The organism is Bdellovibrio sp. HCB-110 (assembly GCF_047323225.1).
GTDB lineage: Bacteria > Bdellovibrionota > Bdellovibrionia > Bdellovibrionales > Bdellovibrionaceae > Bdellovibrio.
Map to the genome: position 1 here is coordinate 435,308 of NZ_CP178750.1, position 20,126 is coordinate 455,433.

The 20,126-nt window shown below is 44.9% G+C and carries 22 protein-coding genes; 11 read left to right on the forward strand and 11 right to left on the reverse strand.

Annotated elements, in window-relative coordinates; genetic code table 11:
* The first annotated feature begins 221 nt into the window (after nucleotides 1-221).
* The 3 genes from ACL934_RS02070 to trmB are packed head-to-tail and all read left to right on the forward strand — an operon-like array spanning nucleotide 222 to nucleotide 2,968.
* Complete coding sequence (locus ACL934_RS02070) at nucleotides 222-1,220, forward strand: diguanylate cyclase (RefSeq protein WP_413612963.1); 999 nt, start codon at nucleotides 222-224, stop codon at nucleotides 1,218-1,220.
* 40 nt (nucleotides 1,221-1,260) lie between these two features.
* On the forward strand, nucleotides 1,261-2,301 hold the full coding sequence (locus ACL934_RS02075; RefSeq protein ID WP_413612964.1) for a cation diffusion facilitator family transporter: 1,041 nt from the start codon (nucleotides 1,261-1,263) through the stop codon (nucleotides 2,299-2,301).
* Entirely contained in the window at nucleotides 2,270-2,968 is a 699-nt protein-coding gene (gene trmB, locus ACL934_RS02080; RefSeq protein WP_374077209.1) for a tRNA (guanine(46)-N(7))-methyltransferase TrmB, read from the forward strand. Before ACL934_RS02075 ends, trmB begins: the two co-directional genes overlap by 32 nt.
* A gap of 5 nt (nucleotides 2,969-2,973) precedes the next feature.
* On the opposite strand, the gene ACL934_RS02085 is transcribed toward trmB, so the two are convergent.
* Nucleotides 2,974-3,831 carry a PilZ domain-containing protein gene (locus tag ACL934_RS02085; RefSeq protein ID WP_374077210.1) on the reverse strand — a complete coding sequence of 286 codons (858 nt, stop codon included), beginning with the start codon at nucleotides 3,829-3,831 and terminating at the stop codon, nucleotides 2,974-2,976.
* Between the two features lie 177 nt (nucleotides 3,832-4,008).
* Here ACL934_RS02085 and ACL934_RS02090 point away from each other — a divergent pair, with 177 nt between their 5' ends.
* Entirely contained in the window at nucleotides 4,009-4,302 is a 294-nt protein-coding gene (locus ACL934_RS02090) for a hypothetical protein (protein WP_374077211.1), read from the forward strand.
* Here the strand turns inward: ACL934_RS02090 and ACL934_RS02095 are convergent, their stop codons facing one another.
* Nucleotides 4,303-4,590, reverse strand: coding sequence for a 2Fe-2S iron-sulfur cluster-binding protein (locus ACL934_RS02095; RefSeq protein ID WP_413612965.1), 288 nt, complete (start codon nucleotides 4,588-4,590; stop codon nucleotides 4,303-4,305).
* 108 nt (nucleotides 4,591-4,698) lie between these two features.
* On the opposite strand from ACL934_RS02095, the gene trxB reads away from it, so the two are divergent.
* The 4 genes from trxB to ACL934_RS02115 all read left to right on the forward strand — a co-directional run bounded on the left by trxB (nucleotide 4,699) and on the right by ACL934_RS02115 (nucleotide 8,705).
* Nucleotides 4,699-5,643 carry a thioredoxin-disulfide reductase gene (trxB, locus tag ACL934_RS02100; protein WP_374077213.1) on the forward strand — a complete coding sequence of 315 codons (945 nt, stop codon included), beginning with the start codon at nucleotides 4,699-4,701 and terminating at the stop codon, nucleotides 5,641-5,643.
* Nucleotides 5,644-5,650: 7 nt separating this feature from the next.
* Nucleotides 5,651-6,148, forward strand: a complete 498-nt coding sequence (locus tag ACL934_RS02105; protein WP_374077214.1) for a response regulator — start codon at nucleotides 5,651-5,653, stop codon at nucleotides 6,146-6,148.
* A gap of 147 nt (nucleotides 6,149-6,295) precedes the next feature.
* Nucleotides 6,296-7,018, forward strand: coding sequence for a hypothetical protein (locus ACL934_RS02110; RefSeq protein WP_374077216.1), 723 nt, complete (start codon nucleotides 6,296-6,298; stop codon nucleotides 7,016-7,018).
* Nucleotides 7,005-8,705: a S8 family serine peptidase gene (locus tag ACL934_RS02115; protein WP_413612966.1), complete on the forward strand. Its 1,701-nt coding sequence runs from the start codon at nucleotides 7,005-7,007 to the stop codon at nucleotides 8,703-8,705. Before ACL934_RS02110 ends, ACL934_RS02115 begins: the two co-directional genes overlap by 14 nt.
* Before the next feature lie 5 nt (nucleotides 8,706-8,710).
* On the opposite strand, the gene ACL934_RS02120 is transcribed toward ACL934_RS02115, so the two are convergent.
* Together ACL934_RS02120 and ACL934_RS02125 are read right to left on the reverse strand one after the other, a co-directional pair.
* Nucleotides 8,711-10,267: a hypothetical protein gene (locus ACL934_RS02120; protein WP_413612967.1), complete on the reverse strand. Its 1,557-nt coding sequence runs from the start codon at nucleotides 10,265-10,267 to the stop codon at nucleotides 8,711-8,713.
* 147 nt (nucleotides 10,268-10,414) lie between these two features.
* The gene (locus tag ACL934_RS02125; RefSeq protein ID WP_413612968.1) at nucleotides 10,415-11,569 is read right to left on the reverse strand and encodes a hypothetical protein; all 1,155 of its coding nucleotides are present in this window, start codon (nucleotides 11,567-11,569) and stop codon (nucleotides 10,415-10,417) included.
* A gap of 225 nt (nucleotides 11,570-11,794) precedes the next feature.
* Here ACL934_RS02125 and ACL934_RS02130 point away from each other — a divergent pair, with 225 nt between their 5' ends.
* Nucleotides 11,795-12,436 (forward strand): hypothetical protein, encoded by a 642-nt coding sequence (locus ACL934_RS02130; RefSeq protein WP_413612969.1) that lies wholly within the window; start codon nucleotides 11,795-11,797, stop codon nucleotides 12,434-12,436.
* 3 nt (nucleotides 12,437-12,439) lie between these two features.
* Here the strand turns inward: ACL934_RS02130 and ACL934_RS02135 are convergent, their stop codons facing one another.
* The 5 genes from ACL934_RS02135 to ACL934_RS02155 form a co-directional block, all read right to left on the reverse strand.
* Nucleotides 12,440-13,258 carry a PilZ domain-containing protein gene (locus tag ACL934_RS02135; protein ID WP_374077226.1) on the reverse strand — a complete coding sequence of 273 codons (819 nt, stop codon included), beginning with the start codon at nucleotides 13,256-13,258 and terminating at the stop codon, nucleotides 12,440-12,442.
* Nucleotides 13,259-13,314: 56 nt separating this feature from the next.
* Nucleotides 13,315-14,283 (reverse strand): ABC transporter ATP-binding protein, encoded by a 969-nt coding sequence (locus tag ACL934_RS02140; protein ID WP_374077227.1) that lies wholly within the window; start codon nucleotides 14,281-14,283, stop codon nucleotides 13,315-13,317.
* Between the two features lie 2 nt (nucleotides 14,284-14,285).
* Complete coding sequence (locus ACL934_RS02145; protein ID WP_374077229.1) at nucleotides 14,286-15,275, reverse strand: ABC transporter ATP-binding protein; 990 nt, start codon at nucleotides 15,273-15,275, stop codon at nucleotides 14,286-14,288.
* Nucleotides 15,276-15,375: 100 nt separating this feature from the next.
* Nucleotides 15,376-16,038 (reverse strand): HAD family hydrolase, encoded by a 663-nt coding sequence (locus tag ACL934_RS02150; protein WP_374077231.1) that lies wholly within the window; start codon nucleotides 16,036-16,038, stop codon nucleotides 15,376-15,378.
* Between the two features lie 26 nt (nucleotides 16,039-16,064).
* Nucleotides 16,065-16,583, reverse strand: coding sequence for an OmpA family protein (locus ACL934_RS02155; RefSeq protein ID WP_374077233.1), 519 nt, complete (start codon nucleotides 16,581-16,583; stop codon nucleotides 16,065-16,067).
* A 111-nt stretch (nucleotides 16,584-16,694) separates the two neighbouring features.
* On the opposite strand from ACL934_RS02155, the gene ACL934_RS02160 reads away from it, so the two are divergent.
* Complete coding sequence (locus tag ACL934_RS02160) at nucleotides 16,695-17,354, forward strand: O-methyltransferase (protein ID WP_374077235.1); 660 nt, start codon at nucleotides 16,695-16,697, stop codon at nucleotides 17,352-17,354.
* Here the strand turns inward: ACL934_RS02160 and ACL934_RS02165 are convergent, their stop codons facing one another.
* Nucleotides 17,355-18,239 (reverse strand): hypothetical protein, encoded by an 885-nt coding sequence (locus ACL934_RS02165; RefSeq protein ID WP_413612970.1) that lies wholly within the window; start codon nucleotides 18,237-18,239, stop codon nucleotides 17,355-17,357.
* Between the two features lie 11 nt (nucleotides 18,240-18,250).
* Nucleotides 18,251-19,024, reverse strand: a complete 774-nt coding sequence (locus ACL934_RS02170) for a hypothetical protein (protein ID WP_374077239.1) — start codon at nucleotides 19,022-19,024, stop codon at nucleotides 18,251-18,253.
* A 241-nt stretch (nucleotides 19,025-19,265) separates the two neighbouring features.
* Between ACL934_RS02170 and ACL934_RS02175 the strand changes: the two genes are divergently transcribed.
* Nucleotides 19,266-20,123: a hypothetical protein gene (locus ACL934_RS02175; protein WP_413612971.1), complete on the forward strand. Its 858-nt coding sequence runs from the start codon at nucleotides 19,266-19,268 to the stop codon at nucleotides 20,121-20,123.
* The last annotated feature ends 3 nt before the right edge of the window (nucleotides 20,124-20,126 follow it).

Here is a 20,126-nt window from a genome sequence, read left to right on the forward strand (position 1 = left end):
CAGTTCTGACGCGAGTTCCACAGCGAGGCAAAGGTCTACGTATTGTTAAACCAGGGTAAAAACGAGCGAGGACTGTCCGAAGCGACAGAGCTGTATTCCCAGCCCCTCTTGGCGGACCCAGACCTTGGTGAGAGCCAGACTCGTCGGAAGATTAGAATTTCAGCTAAACAATTAGAGCAAATTAACCGATGAGAAGAGCTGAAGTTACACTGGTATGTAGTATGAGTTTTGAAGGCAGTACAAAACAACCCAAAAGTCGCCGAATCCTAGTGATCGACGATGACAAAGACAGCTTAGAGATTCTCTTGGAACCTCTGCGCTGGGAAGGCTATGACGCTCGTGGGGTCACTTCGGACACCGAAGCCCACAAGCTCGTCGAGTCATGGATTCCTCATGTCGTTATTTTGGATTGGATGGCGCCGTCAATGGCGGGTCTGAAAGTTCTGCGTGCCGTGCGTGAGCGTCTGTCTCATGTATCTTGTGTTTTCGTATCTGAAAATTCCAGCACGGAAGCCATTATTGAAGCCTTGGATGCGGGGGCTGATGACTACATCGTAAAGCCTTTTGTGCCGCTTGAATTGCTGGCGCGTATTCGTACACAGTTGCGTATCCGTGACTTGCATGAGCAACTTCTTTTTGCCAATGAAAAATTGAAAGAGCTTGTAGATACCGATGACCTTACGGGTCTGTACAACATGCGTTCTTTGTATCAGCGTCTGGACTTCGAGATGGAGCGTGGACGTCGATTCCATCGTGATGTTTGTGTCGTGATGATGGATATGGATTATTTTAAAACCGTGAATGACGGACATGACCATCTTTTCGGAAGTTATGTGCTTTCTGAGGTCGGTAAAATCATTCGTGCGAACACACGCAACGTCGATATTCCTGCGCGTTACGGCGGGGATGAATTCTTGGTTGTTTTGACGGAGACAAATCACGAAGGAGCTATGTACTTCTGTGAGCGTCTGCGTGAAAACATTCAGAAGACGACGTTTAAGAATGGTGACGATTCTATTAAGCTCACGGCCTCTGTGGGTTTTGCGATCACGATTCCTGGCGAGAATATCAGCGCCAGAGAACTTGTGCGCCGTGCGGATCATGCGCTTTATGATGCAAAACGCGGTGGTCGTAACCAAGTTTCCTTCTACAAATCTGATGTGGCGCCTGTGGTTGAGCTTAAGTCGGCCGTGCAAAAACGCCGAAAAGCAGCAGGTTAATTATTGACGAACCGAGGGTGATCAACGACAACCCTCTTATATGGCAAACTCCGTGACAACCAAATCAGACTCAATTCGTAACCGCGCCGCGTGGATTTCCGCGTTGGCGAGTCTGACTATTTTTGGTCTTAAGGTCGGAGCTTACAAAATCACGGGATCGACGGCGGTTCTTTCCGATGCTCTAGAGAGCATCGTGAATGTCATTGCGTCCTTGGTCGCACTTTTCGTTATTCGTTTTGCCTCTCAACCTGCCGATCACGAACATCCTTATGGGCATGGCAAGGCAGAATCATTTTCCTCTGCTTTTGAGGGTGGAATGATCTTTTTCGCCGCCATTATGATTATTGGCGAAGCCGTTAAAGCTTTAATCAATCATGAACCGACGCAAAAATTAGAAATGGGTCTTCTGATTGTCGGTGGCGCAGCCCTTGTGAATCTGGCTTTGGGACTCTATTTGAAAAAGGTCGGAACAAATCACAAATCTGAAGCTCTCAGAGCCAGCGGGGCTCATGTTCTTTCGGATGTTTTCACTACTGTGGGTGTCATGGTGGGCTTGGGCCTTGTGATGATTACAGGTTATCAGTGGTTAGACCCCGTGGTCGCAATTCTTGTCGGCCTTCAACTTGCATACTCCGGATACAAAATTGTGCGGGAGTCTTTGGGTATTTTGATGGACGAACAAGATGAACAGGTTTTGGAAAATCTGGCGGTGGCTTTACAAAAAAACCGCGTTCCTGGAGTCATCGACATTCATCACTTGCGAACCATTCGCTCAGGCCGTTTCCATCACGTGGATGCGCATCTGGTGGTGCCTGAGTATTGGGATGTTTCTCACGTCCATGAGGTGACTCACAGTTTTGAAAACCGTGTGGTGGCCGACTACGACTTCGATGGTGAGTTGGCTTTCCATTTAGACCCCTGTAAAAAATCCTACTGCTCAGCTTGTGTAGTTGAAAATTGCCCTATCCGTTTGCATCCCTTTAAAGAAGGGCGTTCCTTCACGGTGAAAAGCTTGACCGACGGCCCTCGTCCGACTAATCAAGGGGCCTATGACAATTCCGGTTCCTCGCAGACAAATTAATATTACCAAAGATCTTCCAAGACAAAACGCATACACGTTAGCTTTAAATGGCGAGTACTCTCATATCGCTTTTGATGAATTGCGTGCGCCGAACAACAAGGGCAAATGGCGTTCAGAGATTTTCAAAGCAGATGCCTCCATGCCCATGGACGTGGAAGTCGGAACGGGGAACGGAACTTACTTTGCTCATCACGCAAAAACTCATTCACAGCGTTTATTGGTGGGTTTGGAGTTGAAATACAAACCTTTGATCCAATCAATCCGTCGCGCGGTGAATGCAGGCTGCAAGAATGCGGCGATTGCCCGTTTTCATGCCTTCAATATTGAAGAGCTTTTCACTGAAGGTGAAATTGACAACGTCTATATTCACTTTCCAGATCCTTGGACATCGCCAAAGAAGCCGAAGAACCGCGTTGTCTGTAAGCAGAATCTAGACATTCTTTATCGTCTGCAAAAGCCAGGATCGTTCATCAATTTTAAGACGGACTCTCTTGAGTATTTCTTGTGGGCGATGGATGAAATTCGTCAGTCTCAGTACAAAATTCTTTTTGAGACTCAAGATCTGCACAATTCCGAAATGAAAGCTGAAAACTTTGAAACAGCTTTTGAAAAGATCTTTATGCGCGAAGGTATTAAGATCAACATGGTTCGTCTGCAAAAAGCTTAAATTCACTATGGCAAAGCGGTCTGCTTTGCCATTTCTTCGATAAATCTCCGTCCCGATTCAGATAGGTGAGTGAAGCGAACTCCATAGCGGATGTAGATATTTTCTGCGCCGGGAAGTTTTACTTTGCGCACAGACACTACAATACCTTTGGCGTCGAACTTATTGTCCGTCAAAGTTTCCTGAAATTTGATGTGCAGGTTTTCGTTCAAGTCGGATTTTGCCGAACGAACAATGAATGCCATACCTGTCTTTGAGATATCCGGGCAAAAAATTTGAAAGCCATTGTTTTTGCTGCCCATGGCAACAAAAACTTTTCCGCAGGCAAAGCGCGGGGATTTGCGACGGATGTGCACATCAGGAAGTTTTTCGTCCGAGATTTTTTTATAGTTCTCTAGCGACTTCGGAGAAAACTCTTCCCAATCAATGATCTTTTGCCAAGGACCGTGCGGCGTTTTTGAAATCAAACTTTGTTCTGAAAGTTTTTGCGAATGAATCATCGAAAGAACTTCCAGATATTTCAAGCGTTGATTGGCGTGTTCTCTTTCGTACCAATACACAGGAGTCAGAATCGGAAAATTCTCCGGTGTTACGAAAGCTGAGGCTTGGGTTTCTTCGCTGATATCATCCGAGATCAGACCGACAGCAAAGTGCCCCTCTTCTTGCTCTTTGTTATTTTCGTTTTCGGAAGGACCTTCAAGATCCGAGAAGTCAGGATGTTGAATCAACATCATCCATTCGTTCGTTTGATTGTTCAGAATCATGTCGAACAGACTGATTTTCCCAGAGCGAACTCCGGAAAGAATATCTTTCTCTGAAAGCGGTCCCAGCTTTAATTTTCCTGTGGTGAGATAATAACCAGCCACAATTACCGTCCTTGTGATACGTTCCGAGAATTAGGTCAGAAAAAACATTTTACCTCTTATTTTTCGGCATTTTCGGTCCTGTTCTTGAGGATTCCGGGACAAGGTCCAGCGTTAAATCGCATTCATAAGATAGAAAATTGGAAACAGGCTTATAATAAAAATTCATGGGAGGTGAATATGAAAGCCTTTCTCTTAATTTTCTTTTTAGGATTTGGTGCGCAGGCGGCAGTTCCGGTAGGGCAAGATACAGCGGAGTATGTGGCCCCCACGGAATCAGTCACGGTTCTACGTGGTTCAACGACATTGTGTCGGAGCGAAAGTCCTATGGGTGGAAACCGTGGTCTCTCGTTTATTCAACTCGGTAAAGGGAAATGTCCTCAAAAACCTGCGGGTTCGGTCGGGGTCGGGTGGGATCGTCCTGATGAAGAAACTGTTTCCCCAGGAATTCCCTTTAAAGGCCGAGGCCTCTAATTACCAATAACTCGCATCCACCGTGATATCGCCGAAAACTTCGGTTTGGCAGCTAATACGGAGCTCTTTGGGAATGTTGTTGGACTCTTTAAGGAATGCCTCGGTTTCGTTTTCTCCGGAAAGGTTTTCTGCACCCTCGATAATAATGATTTTACATTTCGCGCAAACGCCATCGCCGTCACAACTTGAGGCGACAGGTAAGCCTGCATCAAGCAGAGACTTCATCAGGTTTGCCCCTGGGGGAACCTCAATAGGTGGTCGATTCTTTTTAAACGAAATCAAAGGCATGGCTCATTGTAGCTGACGCACTCCAAAACGTGCAAAGAAGTAATGAAAAGGACCTTGTTTGTTGATAGCCTAGGGTCGTAAATTCGGCCCTATTTTGTGAGGAAATCTATGACTCAAGATCAAAAAGTTGAAAATGTGATTATCATCGGTTCTGGCCCTGCGGGTTTAACATCTGCGGTTTATACATCTCGCGCCAACCTTGAGCCTTTGATGATTGAAGGTGAAGAAGCTGGTGGTCAGTTGATGACGACAACGGAAGTAGAAAACTTCCCTGGATTTGAACATGGTATTACAGGACCAGATCTTATCACGGTGATGAGAAAACAAGCGGAGAGATTTGGAACGCGTTTCCTCACTCGCAATGTGACGAAAGTGGATCTCACACAACGTCCATTTAAAGTTTGGGTCGGTGATAAGTTGCACTTGGCAAAATCTATTATCATTTCTACAGGTGCGAGTGCGAAGTACTTGGGTTTGCCTTCTGAAAAACAATATGCGAATCGCGGAGTTTCGGCTTGTGCGACTTGCGATGGTGCGTTCTTCCGCAACCAAGAAATTGGCGTTGTCGGTGGTGGTGATACGGCAATGGAAGAAGCGCAGTTCCTAACACGTTTTGCGACAAAGGTTTATTTGATCCATAGACGTGATCATTTCCGTGCCTCTAAAATCATGGTCGATCGCGCTTTGAAAAATCCTAAAATTGAAGTTCTCTGGAATACGGAAGTGGCAGAAGTTTTGGGTGATGGCAAAAGCATGACGGGTGCAAAAATCAAAAGCACGGTTGATGGGACTGTCAAAGAACTTCCTATCACGGGTCTATTCCTAGCCATTGGACATAAGCCGAATACGGACCTGTTCAAGGGAATGTTGGATATGAATGAGACAGGCTATTTGGTGACTCAACCAAATACCACATATACTAATATTCCAGGTGTCTTTGCAGCCGGAGACGTGCAAGATCATGTATATCGTCAAGCGATCACAGCGGCGGGAACGGGCTGTATGGCGGCGATTGATGCTGAAAGATGGCTTGAGGCTCAAGCTTCTCACTAAGGAACGTATGAAGGACAAAAAGATCAACACCAAGGATTTAGTTCAGAAGATCGAAAAGATGACGAAGGCGCGCATCGCGAGCCAAGAAGTTGTTTCTTTGGATTCATTCCGTGAAGCCAAAAAGAAACTCGATCCCAAAGTCATTCTTGTTATTGAAGATGATGAGACTATGAGATTGGCGATGAAAAGAATCCTGGAAACCGAAGGCTATGTAACAAAGCTTGCAGCCGACGGCACAGAGCTTTCCACAGCTTTGGATGATCATCCGGTGGACTTGATCTTGATGGACGTGGGACTTCCTTGGGTGAATGGTTTTGAACTTGCGCAACTTTTGAAAGAGCACAAGGACCTTAAAAAAATTCCTTTAGTTTTTGTTTCTGGTAAAGCCTCTGAAGAGGACATGAAAAAAGCTTTTGAGATCGGAGCAGACGACTACATCAAGAAACCTTTTGATGTGGAGAAGCTCAAGAAAACCGTTCATACACTGCTAAAGTTGAACGAGTAAAAAAACCCGCAAGACCTGCGGGTTCGTTCCCTTATAGACCTAGGTATTGTTTCATAATGAGATTCCAAAGTACTTCCATACTTTCCCAATATTTCCGAAAGAAAATAGTGAGCAGCAGGGTGTTTTACTGGTTAAAATAGAAGGCTCATGGCACGTCGAACGCTGGTTCTTTCATTCTTAATTCTTTTGGGGGCAGTCCTTGCTCTTCACCTGTCTAATAAAGGTGAGAAGTCCCAAGTTCGTGAAATGAACTCTAGCCATGAAAGTCACTCGGCTCAGAATAATAAAGAAAATTCAAAAGTGGAACCGTCGGCGCATGTCACAGAAGTGGCGTCTTCTGAACAGCCAAAATCCATGTCACCGCGCCAACCGATTCGTGATCCCAAATCAGTGAAGGGTTTAAAAACCGTCGATACTTCCAATGCCCAATTGGAGGGAACGACTTTATTTACAGACACTCGCTGGAAATTGTGGACGGGGGTTCGTGCTGTTTTAAAGAGAAATGGTCAACCTCAAGGAAAAGTTCTGGGTGAGATCAACGGTTACTATCTTGTTGAAGAAACAGCGGCGAATGATTTTAAGAATTTTTCTTCCTCAAATCCTTTGGTGGTGATTGACACCCGACTTGATGAAGTCGGCGTGGTTACGGGTGTTTTCACGGTGGTCCTAAAAGAAGGTGTGTCGCCAGAAGTGATCACGCAAGCCACGGGTCTTAAGATTTTAAATTCATTTCCAAATATTCGAACGTATTTTGTGACGTCTTCCGAAGAACCATTTAATTTGCAGTCATTCCAGGACTCATTAAAGGGAGAGGCTTCGGTTGAAGATGTAAAGATGGAAGTTTTGAGTCGCCAGTATGAAAAGAATTAGTAGAAAAACGAAAATTCTGGCTTCTCTTTTCGGGATGAGTCTCATCACGGGGGTCTTCTTTACAAACTGTGCAAAGAACGGATTCACAGTTGCTGGTGAACCCGAAAAAGCCGATCCCTTTTTAGAGATGGCTTGGCATATCAGCAATACGGCCCAAAAGGTTTTCTCGACTGATTCTGGTGAAGCCGGCAACGATCTTAATATTTTGCAAACGTGGACGAGTGGACTCAGTGGCAAGGGTATCAAGATTCTTGTCTCTGATGATGGTATTGAGGACACTCACGAAGATCTTAAAAATAATTATCTCTATACGGGCGTCTCTAAGGATTATACGAAGGCCGCTCCTTATCTTGCGACCTCATCAGCTCCGAAAGCTACCGATGACAATCATGGAACTGCGGTTGCGGGTCTTGCGGTGGCCGTGGCTAACAATGGTAAAGGTACGAAGGGTGTGGCCTTTGAAGCTTCTTTGGTATCGGCAAACTTTTTATCTTCGGCTGTGACACAGACGGAGGCCAGTCTGGTGGATCAGGCCGGCGGAAGTTTTGACATTTTCAGTATGAGCTGGGGATCGACGCAGAACACTCTGGTTTCTCCGGTTCCATCGTTTCAAAACCAAATGCGATCCGGAGCTCTTGCGGGACGTTCAGGGCTAGGATCTATTTATGTAAAATCGGCAGGGAATGACTTCCGAGTTTTCTGTAAAGGTTCAACTTCTGAATACTGTATTGGAAACTCCAACTTTGATTCTGACAACAGCACTCCTTACACGATTATTGCGGCCGCTTTGAATGCCTCGGGATATGCGGCTAGTTACTCTTCTGCGGGATCGAACATCTGGGTTTCTTCTTTTGGGGGAGAGTTCGGTGATGATTCTCCGGCGATGATTACGACGGATCGAACAGGTTGTTCTAAAGGTTTTTCGACGTCATCGATTTCAGGCACCTTGGAGTTTGAGCGTGGTTCGTTGGGCAATACTGGCTGCAATTACACATCGACATTCAATGGAACTTCTGCCGCCGCACCGGTTTTAAGTGGTTCTGTAGCTCTCTTGCTGCAAGCCAATCCTGATTTGAGCTGGCGGGACGTAAAATACATTCTTGCGAAGACTGCGGTTCCGGTTCAATACACAACGTCGGGTTCCGTTTCCCATCCAAGTGAAGGGGTTCCTTCCGGATACGCATGGGAGCAAACTTGGGTGCAAAATGCAGCGGGATTTAAATTTCACAACTGGTATGGGTTTGGACGGGTGAATGTGGATGCTGCTGTTGCGATGGCGAAGTCCTACACGTCACCTTTTGGAGCCTTCACAGAAACAAATTGGGCCCATGATCGCAGTGGTTTAAATTTAGCAATTCCCGATAACAGTGCCACGGGTGTCAGCGACTCTATGGCAGTGAATACGAATATAAACATTGAATCTGTTCAGTTAAAAGTGTGGATCACGCACACGAATATCGCTAATTTAGCTCTTGAGTTAACTTCACCGGGCAATACAAAAAGCATTGTGATTAATTTGAATAACGCTCTTCGTAACGTTTCCAATTACCAGGGCGAGGTCTTTTTAACCAATGCCTTTTATCGTGAGAATTCTCAAGGTGCATGGACCTTGAAAGTCATTGATGGAAAGTCCACCCATACAGGGACTCTGACAAGATGGACTTTGAACTTCACTGGAAGTAACTGATCTATTTACGGATAAACGATAACATCGCCGCGTCCGGAAACAAAAACTTTGACCCAAGCTGCATAAGCATCGCTTGTATAAATCGTCGTCCAGCTTTTAATATCCGGAAAGACAATACGGGCAAAGCGATAATCGTGTTTTGCATTCAATGGCACCCACGCTCCATTAAATCCCGCAACTCCCGCTTTCTGACGATCTTTATCAAACTGTACGGTCGTACAAACGAACTCTTTATGAGTCTTTGTTCCTAAGACATAGTCTTTTGTGACATTAATTGCTGTGTTCAGAGCTGCTTTTGCAGAGCCACTAAGAAAGTTTGGTTTCAGAGCTGCGAACTGCGCTACGATTCCGATACCTTTGGTGTGATACGTAAGGGCATCGCGTTCTTGGAAATCGTAACTGCCATAAAAACCAACGCTTTTGATGTTGGCGCAGCTTCTAGGAGACCAACCTGCAGGAACTGTATATTGACTATAGACGGCTTGATTCAATTCTTTTTGAGCGGTGAGGATAAGGTTGTTGTCCTGCGATAACAGGGCAAGATAAGAGCGCAGAACCAAAGCATCCAGCGTCCAATTATTTTTACGGCGTGAGTCTGTTGCCTTCAGGGTCCCCATAAATTTTTTAACGCGTGCCTCGGTGTCTTTAGCGAATTTTTTTACAATCGCGCGTTCCGCATCGGTCATGAATTCATAGACCAAATCCACACCGTATAAGAGGGCTATTATGTGTCTTTCATTGATGGGATTTCCAGGATCATCATTGTCAGAGGTCTTATTCGTATTCAAACCACCTTTATAAGCTTTGGCGACTTCGAGAAAATAGCGAATGACGGCATCTTGAGATTGAATAGCTATATTGTTATCTGCAAAGTGCGCGCAATATCCAAGTCTTGGAAGAGCATCTTTCCAAAAATTAGATAAGGCAATACTCTCAGTTCGAGCAGCAGAGGAAATCACACCTTCATCCACGAAGGACAAAGGTCTTTTGGCGTTAGCGAGTTCGTCGATGGCCTTAGTACAGCCTCCTAAAAGACCGCCGAGGGCTTTTTCAAACTGAGGTCCTGGCGTCAACGGCTCCCAATGAAGAGCCGTGTGAAATATTTTATTAAGATTCTTTTCAACCGACACTTTAAATTTAAATGTGACAATGCTTTCTTTGTCTTCAAGAGTTGCGGTGTATTCACCGGCGCCCGCTAACGAAATATTTTTGAAGACGCTTTTCGGAGTTCTATTTGGGAATTCTGTCGTAACGCCACCAGTGGAGTATTTCCATTGGACGGTGGGTTTGTCCGTCATCGCCAAGACTTCAGGTGGAACCTCTAACGTCAGATCATCGTCTTCAATAACGGAAAGAACTTTTTGTCCGGCATCTCTTTTAACTTTTCCTGGGGGAGGTTCCATCACCGGAGGCTCCTCTGAGGGAACTGAAGAACTGCTCAAATCTGATTGTGTTTCATCGAGGGCACTCAAATTTTTTCCGCAGTTTTGAAAGCAGATGATCAGTGAGAACGAAGATACCAAAACGACCAAGAAACGCAAACCCACTGGAAAGCGCGACATACCATTCCCCCATACCTTTTAGGTATCCATATTATCGGCGAGATACTGAGGAATCGAAAGAAGATGCAGGAAGAATTCTCAAAATGAGATCTATTTGAAGTTCGCCGGGGAGTCCGTAAAGAGCCCGGCGAGTTTCATTTTTAATTTTTAATTTCCAACGAACATAGAAGAGATACAGCGAGTTTCCATATTGCCTGGATAGAAAGTCGTGCTGCCCACCCGTGTGAAGGTTTTATCAGTAGGGTTGAAGCTGAATTTTTCAATATTATAAGGTACGTTTCCAGTCGTGAAGTTTGTCGTCACTGCGCCACCTGTTGCGACGTACAGATATCCTTCTTCTTCGTCATAGGTCATCGCCGACGCACCATAAATGGCACTTGGATTTTCATAACCATTCACTGGATCACTGATGATATTGGATGTGGCCGTGTCATCAATAGCGTATGTGTGCAAAGAGTTTTGCAAAGCCACATTCGTTCCCGCATAAGAGACGACAATTCTTTTAAATGCACTCATGTAAGCGGAGGCCGTTGGATAAGCGGTTGCTCCCACCGTCGACTGATCGTCAAGGCAGCCCGAGGAACCATTCCAACCAGTGGCTCCATTGATAACACCGATGCGGTTGTTCGTCGCAGACGACGCATTCTGTGAATGAGTGTAAACGATATTATATCCCGAGGCATTTGTTGCTGTTGGATAGGTCAGTAAGGACGTGATATTCACTGTCGAAGTAGAGCAAGCGCCGCCAGGCCCTTGCACCCACGCATTCGTACCTGTGCCGATTTGTCGACCTTTGCCAGAATCCAACTTTTCAATAGCCGTTGTTCTGCTGATTAAAAATCCATCCGCCGCAGTCATAATAAACTTAGCAGCGGATTGAAGGGCGCCAATCGGTGCAGTTGTCGAAGTGTTGTTGTAGAAAGTTTGTCTTGCGCCATCGAGTTTCTTTTCGATCAACTCAATACGTCTTTGTCCTGAGTGCTCAAGCAGAACCATCATATGAGTGCTGTCATAGTTTGCGATGCTGACCGGAGTTGTTCCTGTTGCCTCTGTCGCTTTTGTGAAGTCAGCAACGCGACCTTCATAAGTGCCAGTGTTTAAATTCACCTTGAAAATCACATTCGAAGCCGTGGCTCCTGTATATGTCGTATTGCCGGTGCCTGAATAACACAAACCCGATGCTACATAAAGATAACGAGTCGATTGCGAAGACACTTCGTCTTCTTCAACTGGAGGCGGCTGACAAGCGGTTACTAGTGCTGTGAGAGATCCCAAGAGAACGAAGTACTTCACTGTACTCATATTGTTTTCTCCTTAACGTGCTTCAAAATAAGATATCGGATTGATGTTAAGGACTCTTGATTTAAAATCCGGAAATCTAGACTAAAAATGTTTCATTACGAGTCTACAATTTAATCCCACCGTAAATTAATGAGAATCGTGATGGAGGTCTTGTTCACTTTCCGCTTCATGCTCCGATATTTTTTTAAAGCATCTTAACAGGTGCCAAGACTTTGGTGGTGCGTTTTGGTGATCAATCGCGAAATCGGAAAAATTTTATTCGCATTTTTGTGTGGAGTTCTCGCTCCACACAAATCTTTTTCTGCGGGTGAAGGTGATTTTCGCACGACGAAGATCAACTTCTTTCAAACCTATTATTCCGGTGAAGAAAACAAATCCTTAGGTAAAGGAAGTCCAGGTTACGGAGTCGAGTTCTTCCGCGATGGCGGAGGAAATATCTTTCGCGGTTATATCAAAGGACGTTTTGGAACTTCGACGGGTTCGCAAAAGTTTCAGGACGGTTCGGATTCAGTGACCGCTCAATACAATCTCTATTTCGGTCACGGTGAAATCGGAGGCCTTCTTTTTCCGATTTCACGTCGTGATATGGGAACGAATGTCTACTTAGGAGCGGGAGGTTTCGTGAGCTACAATCTTATGAATCTTGCGACAAGTGCGACAACGACGACACATCTTAAAACCAATCAACAAGCGGCGAGCTACGGTTACAGCGCTTTGATGGGTGTGGAGATGGTCTTTGGCTCCGGCGCTGGCAAACACTATATGGGCACTCTAGAAATGAGTTATCGCCAAGAACAAACGCGTCTTGCTGGACAAGAGCTCTTCGATCTTAGCGGTCTGACTTTAAGTGTGGGATTGGGTTGGTAGTTTTTAACCAGCGCTTCTGCGAACCTGATCTTGATAAGCCACATACGCTTTTAACAAAGCATCCAAACGCAACGTCATCGCCACGTCTTGTTCAATGAACATCAGACGGCGAGGATCGGTCATATCACCTACGATTTTCGCTCTAAAAAGCAGGCGGGCTTTGGAAGGGTCAGCTTCAAATGGATTGACGATAATCAAATCAAAAGGTTTGTTGAGGAAATCGCGGGGGATTTCATCTTCAAGCATCGTTCCGCTTAAAGAAATATTCTTAGAGTGCGTGCGGAAAGAACGAATTTTCGAAACCAGAACAACTTCAATTTTAAAGTTGTGACGGGGATCGCGACGGCGATCCGCTCCACTCGGTTCTTCTTTTGGAGTTTCAGAGATTTTCTTCTTCGTGGAAATATCTGGTTTTACTTTTTTAATTTTAGCCAGATCCAGCTCATCACCATTGAAGTCCTTAATGTGATAGCCACCGATTTCTTGTTGTTTCATCGGCATATCGCCTACAACCACTTGGGTGTAAGGACTGTCTGGATTGTTCGTCGCCGGAGCATTTTGTGTTGCCGTCAGAGTGTCCTGAGAAAGATGAACTTCGGCAGGTTTTGGTGGTTGGGTAATCACGAAATACTTCTGATCGGATTCAAGGAATTCACGAACGCAAACCCACTCTTCCCAACCTGGAGTCCACAGAAAATATTTCCCGGGGTTTTTGTCAGCTAATGAAAGCAGGGTGACTTGAGCTTGAACCACAGACATAGGTTTCGTCTGTGTTTTTGTCTCAGCGTCGTAGATAATCCAAACTTTTCCCTGTGTTTTCATAAACTCCCCAAGTAACACATTTCTTAGGGAGTTATCGGAAAAATCAGGTAAGTTCTTTACACTCGGATGCAGGCTGCGATGTGGTCTTTTGCTTTTTCTTCCAAAGGCGGGACGATAGTCTTGCAATCCTCAATCGCCATAGGGCAACGAGGGTGGAAATGACAACCCGTTGGAGGATTGATTGGCGACGGAACATCACCAGTCAAAATGATACGCTCGTCTTTACGGCGAGGATCTGGAACCGGAATCGCGGACATCAAGGCTTTGGTATAGGGATGTTTCGGATTGCGGTAAAGCTCTTCAGCTTCCGCCATCTCAACGATTTTACCCAAGTACATCACTGCTACTTTTGTTGAAACGTGTTCAACGACTTTCAAGTCATGGGCGATAAAGATGTAAGTAAGGCCGAGCTTCTGTTGAAGCTCCATCAAAAGATTGATGACCTGAGCCTGGATAGATACGTCCAAAGCAGAAACAGGCTCGTCACACACGATCAATTCAGGGTTGACTGCCAAAGCGCGCGCAATGCCCACACGTTGACGTTGTCCCCCTGAAAACTCATGGGGATAGCGGCTCAAGTGTTCACGGCGCAGACCCACAAGGTCGATCAATTCAGAGATGCGATCCTGACGGTCCTTGGCAGAGTTATAAAGATTGTGAATAATGAGCGGCTCTTCAAGGATTGAACCGATCGTCATACGTGGATTTAAAGAAGCAAACGGATCTTGGAAGATGATTTGCATCTTCTTACGCATATCGCGAAGTTCTTCACCTTCGATGTGCGTGATGTCTTTACCGTTATAAATAATTTTTCCAGAAGTCGTGTCATGAAGACGGATCAAGCAACGGCCCAAAGTGGATTTTCCGCAACCGGATTCACCCACAAGACCCAAAGTTTCACCTTTGTTCAACTCAAACGAAATACCTTGAACAGCTTGAACAGCCGCAACTTCACGACTGAAAAGACCACCATAGATAGGGAATCTTTTAGTGACGTTTTCAACTTTCAAAAGAGGAGTGCTCATTATTATTTTACCTCTTCAGACAATGGGTGGTAGCAAGCCACTTTGTGGATTCCGCGAAGATTCTCTAGATTAGGATAAGCTGCGCGACAGTCGTCTTGAACATAAGGGCAACGGTCCGCGAATCTGCAACCTTTAGGAAGGTTGAGAGGGCTTGGAACCATGCCTTTGATTGTTTTAAGATGCTCAAGTTTGTGACCTGTTTCAAAGTGCGGGATCGAATCCAAAAGACCTTTTGTGTAAGGATGTTTTGGACGATAGAAAATATCTTCGACAGTTCCGAACTCCACAACACGGCCTGCATACATCACGGCCACTTCTTGGCACATCTCTGCGACAACGCCAAGATCATGGGTGATCAAGATCATCCCTGCGCCGAAATCTTTTTGCAGTTTGCGCATCAAATCCAAAATCTGCGCTTGGATAGTAACGTCCAAAGCCGTTGTTGGTTCATCGGCAATCAAAAGCTCTGGGTTGCAACTGATCGCCATTGCGATCATCACACGTTGTCTCATACCGCCCGAAAGTTGGTGCGGATATTCATGGAAACGCTTTTCTGGAGCCGGGATACCCACTTTGCGAAGCATTTCAATGGCGCGTTCACGAGCTTGTTGTTTATTCAAATCTTTTTGATGCAACAAAATCGCTTCTTCGATTTGATCGCCGATCGTGTAAACCGGATTCAAAGAAGTCATAGGTTCTTGGAAGATCATCGCGATTTCATTGCCGCGAATCTCTCTCATTTTGTTGTCCGAAAGACCCAAAAGATCTTGGCCTTTAAAGAGCACCTTACCGGATTCGATATTCCCAGGTTTTTGAATCAAACGCATGACTGAAAGAGACGTTACGGATTTTCCGCAACCAGATTCTCCAACGATTCCAAGGGTTTGTCCTTTTTTGACAGAGAAGCTTACGTCGTCAACGGCGAAAAAAGCACCGTCGTCGGTTTTAAAGCGCGTTTTAAGATTTTGAACCTCTAAAAGAAGATCGCTCACCGGAGATCACCCCCATTTGAAATTCCATCTTATATAGTTCACGCCGCCCTGAGGCAAGTCCACAAAAGGGTGCCAGGTCCTTTTTTCTAGCGAGTATGCGTCATGTTTTCTGCGAGAGTTTTTGTAGGAGCTGAGGAAGCTCGTGATAGTGGTTCAGAACTCCTCGGGGCTCATATTTTTCTAGGAGCGGAATTGAAGTGTAACCAAAGCCAATGGCGATAGAGGGAACCCCGGCTCTGAGAGCTGAAAGAACATCGGGAATTCCGTCACCGATCATATAAGTATTCTCTGGGGTATGGCCTGCGAGTTTCATCATAGTTTGCAGAGGCAGAGGGCTGGGCTTGCGCTCTTCCAAGGTATCGGCTCCAAAGACATTCACCCAGGGAAAACGGTCTAATTTTAGATGCGTGAGAAGGGCCTTTGCGGGACCCTCATTTTTGTTGGTGATGATGGCCATGGGACCTTGGTAGTTATGAAGAAAATTCTCAACGCCAGGGAAAATCTGAGTTTTATTAAACATCTCGGATTCATAAATACGAAGAAATTCCATTTCGAGTTCAACGATTTGCGCAGGCTCAAGGTTGTCTTCGAGGAAAAGATCCGCAATGAGTTTTTTCAGTCCCTCACCAATGTGCGAGATGATCACTTCGTCACTTAAAGTCCTTTTGCCGTGATTTTGCAAAGTGCGGTTCACTGCCACGATAATATCGGGAGCAGAGTCAATCAATGTGCCATCAAGATCAAAAACAAGAAGTGGGTTCATAGCCCCACATCTTGCCGTCTTTCGTTTTATTCGACAATCTCAAAATCCACGCGGCGGTCGCGGGCATTTTGGGTTGCGGAAGCCATAGAATCCGAGCTGACCGGACCTTTGCCGACGGCTTCTAGTTTTCCTTCAGGAACTCCACGAGAAATCAAATAGTTTCGAACTCTTTCAGCGCGAGCCTGGGAAAGTTTTTGATTGCGTTGAGCATCTCCTGTGGGATCGGCAAGACCTGCGATGCGGATTTTCCCAAAAGAGTTTTCAGATTTTTTGATTTCACTCGCGATCTCATTCAAGGCGCGGCGACTGGACGGTGACAGTTGGGTCGAGCCTACGCTGAAGCGAATGTTCTGTGAGAGGGTTGTGAATTTTGTACTTTGACGAAGATCTTCAGAGGCCGATGACAAGCCGGAAGATTTAGGGCGAGCTTGCGTGGAACCCATGTACTCTCTATTTTTTTCTTTTTCTTTGGTGGCACAAGCTCCCAGAGTCCACATCAAAATAAGAGCGGTGGTGATTTTAAAAACGGAAACATGAGATCTCATGGGAACCTCCTAAATGAGTTTAAGTTGTATGTAAAATTAAACTGTGAAGGGAAGGCAGCATCAAATTAACTTCCTGTTAACTTCAATAGAGATCTATGGGATGATAAATCTATGCGTGAAACAGTGTTGACTAACAGAGAAGTGTACATGGGATCTCTTCTGGTTGAAGAGAATGAGCACAAACTACAATCGCGAAAATTCGCGGAAGAGCTGGGCTTGGCCCGCATCAGTATTTCTCCAGCGGAGGCGCAACTGATTAAGACGCTCGTGCATCTGCATGGCGCAAAAAAGTTTGTTGAGATCGGCACTTTGACGGGGTTGTCGGCGCAGTATTTGTTCGAGGCACTGCCAGAGGGTGGTGAGCTTTGGACTTTGGAAAAAGAACCTAGGCACGGTGAGATGGCGAACCAGGTTTTCCAAAAAATGGATCAAAGCAAAAAGAAAATCCATCTTGTTTTAGGGGATGCCAGAGAAGAGCTTTCTAAACTGTCGACGCACGGTCCATTCGATGGTGTCTTTATTGATGGTAACAAAGCGGCTTATTTTGATTATCTGTCTTGGGCTGAAAACAATTTGCGTAAAGGCGGATTGATTTTAGCAGACAATATTTTCTTAAGCGGCTCGGTCTGGGGCGATACAGATCAACAGCGCTTTTCCGAAAAACAAGTGAAGATCATGCGCGAATTCAACGAACGTCTGTCAGATCCGTCTTTATTTGAAGCGGCGATCGTACCAAGTTACGAAGGCCTTTTCGTCGCCATCAAAAAATAATTATCTGTCACCCACGGGCTCATACCAAAGTTCTTTGTCTTTGAACGGAACCGTTTCAGGGAGCTGTGGGTTTTCGATAGTAATGATCTGCCTTTTCTTCAGATTAAGCTCCATAATTCTGGAAGAGTAATACTTATCAAAGAGATTCTGATAAGTGCCATTTTTGATGATGGTTTTAAATCCCTCCTCCACACGAAGGGCCATCAAACGTCCCTCTTCGCTATTGGGAAACCAAAAGTATGTCGGCAAAGGATAATAAAGCAGAAACTTTTTCTCGACGGTGAGTTGAGGATATATTTTTTTGAACGTTTCTATTTCATCGTGAACTTCGGTAATGCCTCGAGGAAATGCTTGGTACTTTTCTTTATTCAAGGATTTAAAAAGGTCGTCGTAATAAATTTCTGTAAGAACTTTGAACCCGGCATTCTCTAGAATAGGAATGTCGCCCCAGCCTTTTCCTTGTCCCAGAGTGACTTTTCTAAGGTCACCCAGTGATGACATCCTATCGAAATCTTTTTGCTTATTTTTCTTAATCAAGAAAACACGATAGCCAATAAGATTGCGATCAATTGGAATGCGCACGGGCAGCAGACTTTTTTCAATATTTCTATTGGTCTCGCGAATCATCACTGTCAGATGAGGTTTGTTTCTTTGGATTTCCGAGAGCTGTCGATCCTCCGTCATAAAAACCGATGGGTTCATTTCGTAAGGGCCGTGCTTTTTTGCCGTGGCGTCTAAAATGGCACGAAGAACTTCCCAGTGAAAGTTATAACGAGTGTCGAGATTGGATTCAGGCGGATGATAGATAAACTTCATCGTGGCCAGAGCACTGGAGCTTTGTAGAACAAGGAAAGTGAAGGTTATGGCAAAGATAAAATTCTTCATAGCGTCCAGTTTTAATCGGTTTGGTAAGCTTCCATTTTCATTTCAATTGAATAGTCTTTTGAGGCTTCTTTCAAGGGGGCTAAAAGCCAGGTCCATTCTTTGATTTTTGTAAAATGAGCAAATGAAACAGGATAGTGTCCTTTGTAAATTTCATGGCCTTGAGGATCACGGTAAGTGACTTCACGATCCGCATAAACCAGTTTTCTCCCTTTGCACTTTTCGAGATTTTTTAAATGTATTTCAGCAAAGGCTGTGCAGATGTGATCTTTTTCTTCAATCGACAAAGGGCGTTTTATTTTTTTCTCCAAGGCCTGAATGGGAAGAAGGGCCAACTGAGAAAGAAGATTTCCTGAAACAATCAAGTCCGCTTCAAAGTGAAAGAGGTCTTGGTTTTTAAGGCCGTCCATCATTTGATGGAGATCTTCCAGAGAGTGGAGGGACTCTAATTTATCTAAACTCTGTGTCACGTCTTGCGTGATAAGTTTTAGCCGGGAATTGCGTTTGGCCATCCAGTGATGCTTCATCGGATGAATCACATCCACAAGTGTGATGCTCGCAAAATTCTTTTCCAGAAGATGCATTGGAATTTCATGAAGATGGGAGCTTCCTAAAATAACCACGGATTTCTTTTGCGGAAGATTTTGGATCGCGTGCAAAAATAAGTCTTGGCAGTTCTTCAGATGGGGTAGCCACAGTTTTTTGCATCTCTCGTAGCGATGTTGAAGGGCTATGGATTGATAAAGAAATCCATATTTCTTCGCCAGGGGAGTCATGGGGGTAAACAAAAAAGTGAGAGCTTCACGAATCATCTATTACGGAATACCAAACAAATCTATCCCCGTCACTGTCTTTGCGGGTCCCACTTTTGCTCTTTTTGATCTTTGAAAGAGAACCCGTTTTTGTACTGGTTCTAAAAAGTTTTTAAGCACCTTCTGTTGTTCAGGGGATTGACAGGGAGGCGCCCATTTGGGCGATGTTCCTAAGTCGTCTCATCATGAGACAGGGTTTGTGGATATGAGGAATGCCGTGAAGAGAATGATATTAATCTTTACCTTGATGCTTTTGAGTGGGGCTGCTCAGGCCTACCAGTTGACTTGTAACTGGGTTTTCTCGGAACAGGTGGAGATTTTTCTTCACCCCAACTCTCCGCAACGAATTTTAAAGGCTATTGAAAAATACAAAAAAATCATGGGTATTGCGGAGCTGACGCACAAACCTCATTCCTTGGATGAGGCGAAGACACGTTTGCAGGATCTAAGCCCGGCAAAAAAACAGCAACTTTTAAATATGATTGCCGAACACTATAACGAAGTGAAGGCACTGAAATACAATAACGACGGTCCATTTAAAACTTTCAAGCGTCACATTGATTTGATTATTTCCCAGGAAATCAATGCTCCTCAGTTTTTCCGTGAGCAGATTTATGAAAAAGGCCGTTCTTTGGAAGAAACCTTGGATGCCTATTATGCGAAAGTTCAGGAAGTAATACAAATCCCCGTTCTTTTAAAAGGGGAGGACGTTTTATTCACGGCTCTTCGTCTGCAGGATAAATTTTTAAAACACTCGGATAAGCCCATTGTGATTTACGGAAGTTTTATCAATGGAAAGGCCTATTCTAAATCTAGTGACTTGGATTTTGCCGTGATGAACGCCAACCTCGAAACGAAAATGCGTGAAACCGACATGTTGTCATTGCTATCGGACTTCCCATTGTCTGAAGCGCAGGCCCACGTGATTTCGCCGAATCAAGTTCATGGCTTAGGCTCGATGAATCCGTTAGTTTTGATCATTCGCAAAGACTATATGGTTTTGCGCGTCTATGAAAACGGACTCTCTAGCGAGTTTAAATCCAAGAACGTGAAATTCGATGAATTTTATTTCTAAAAT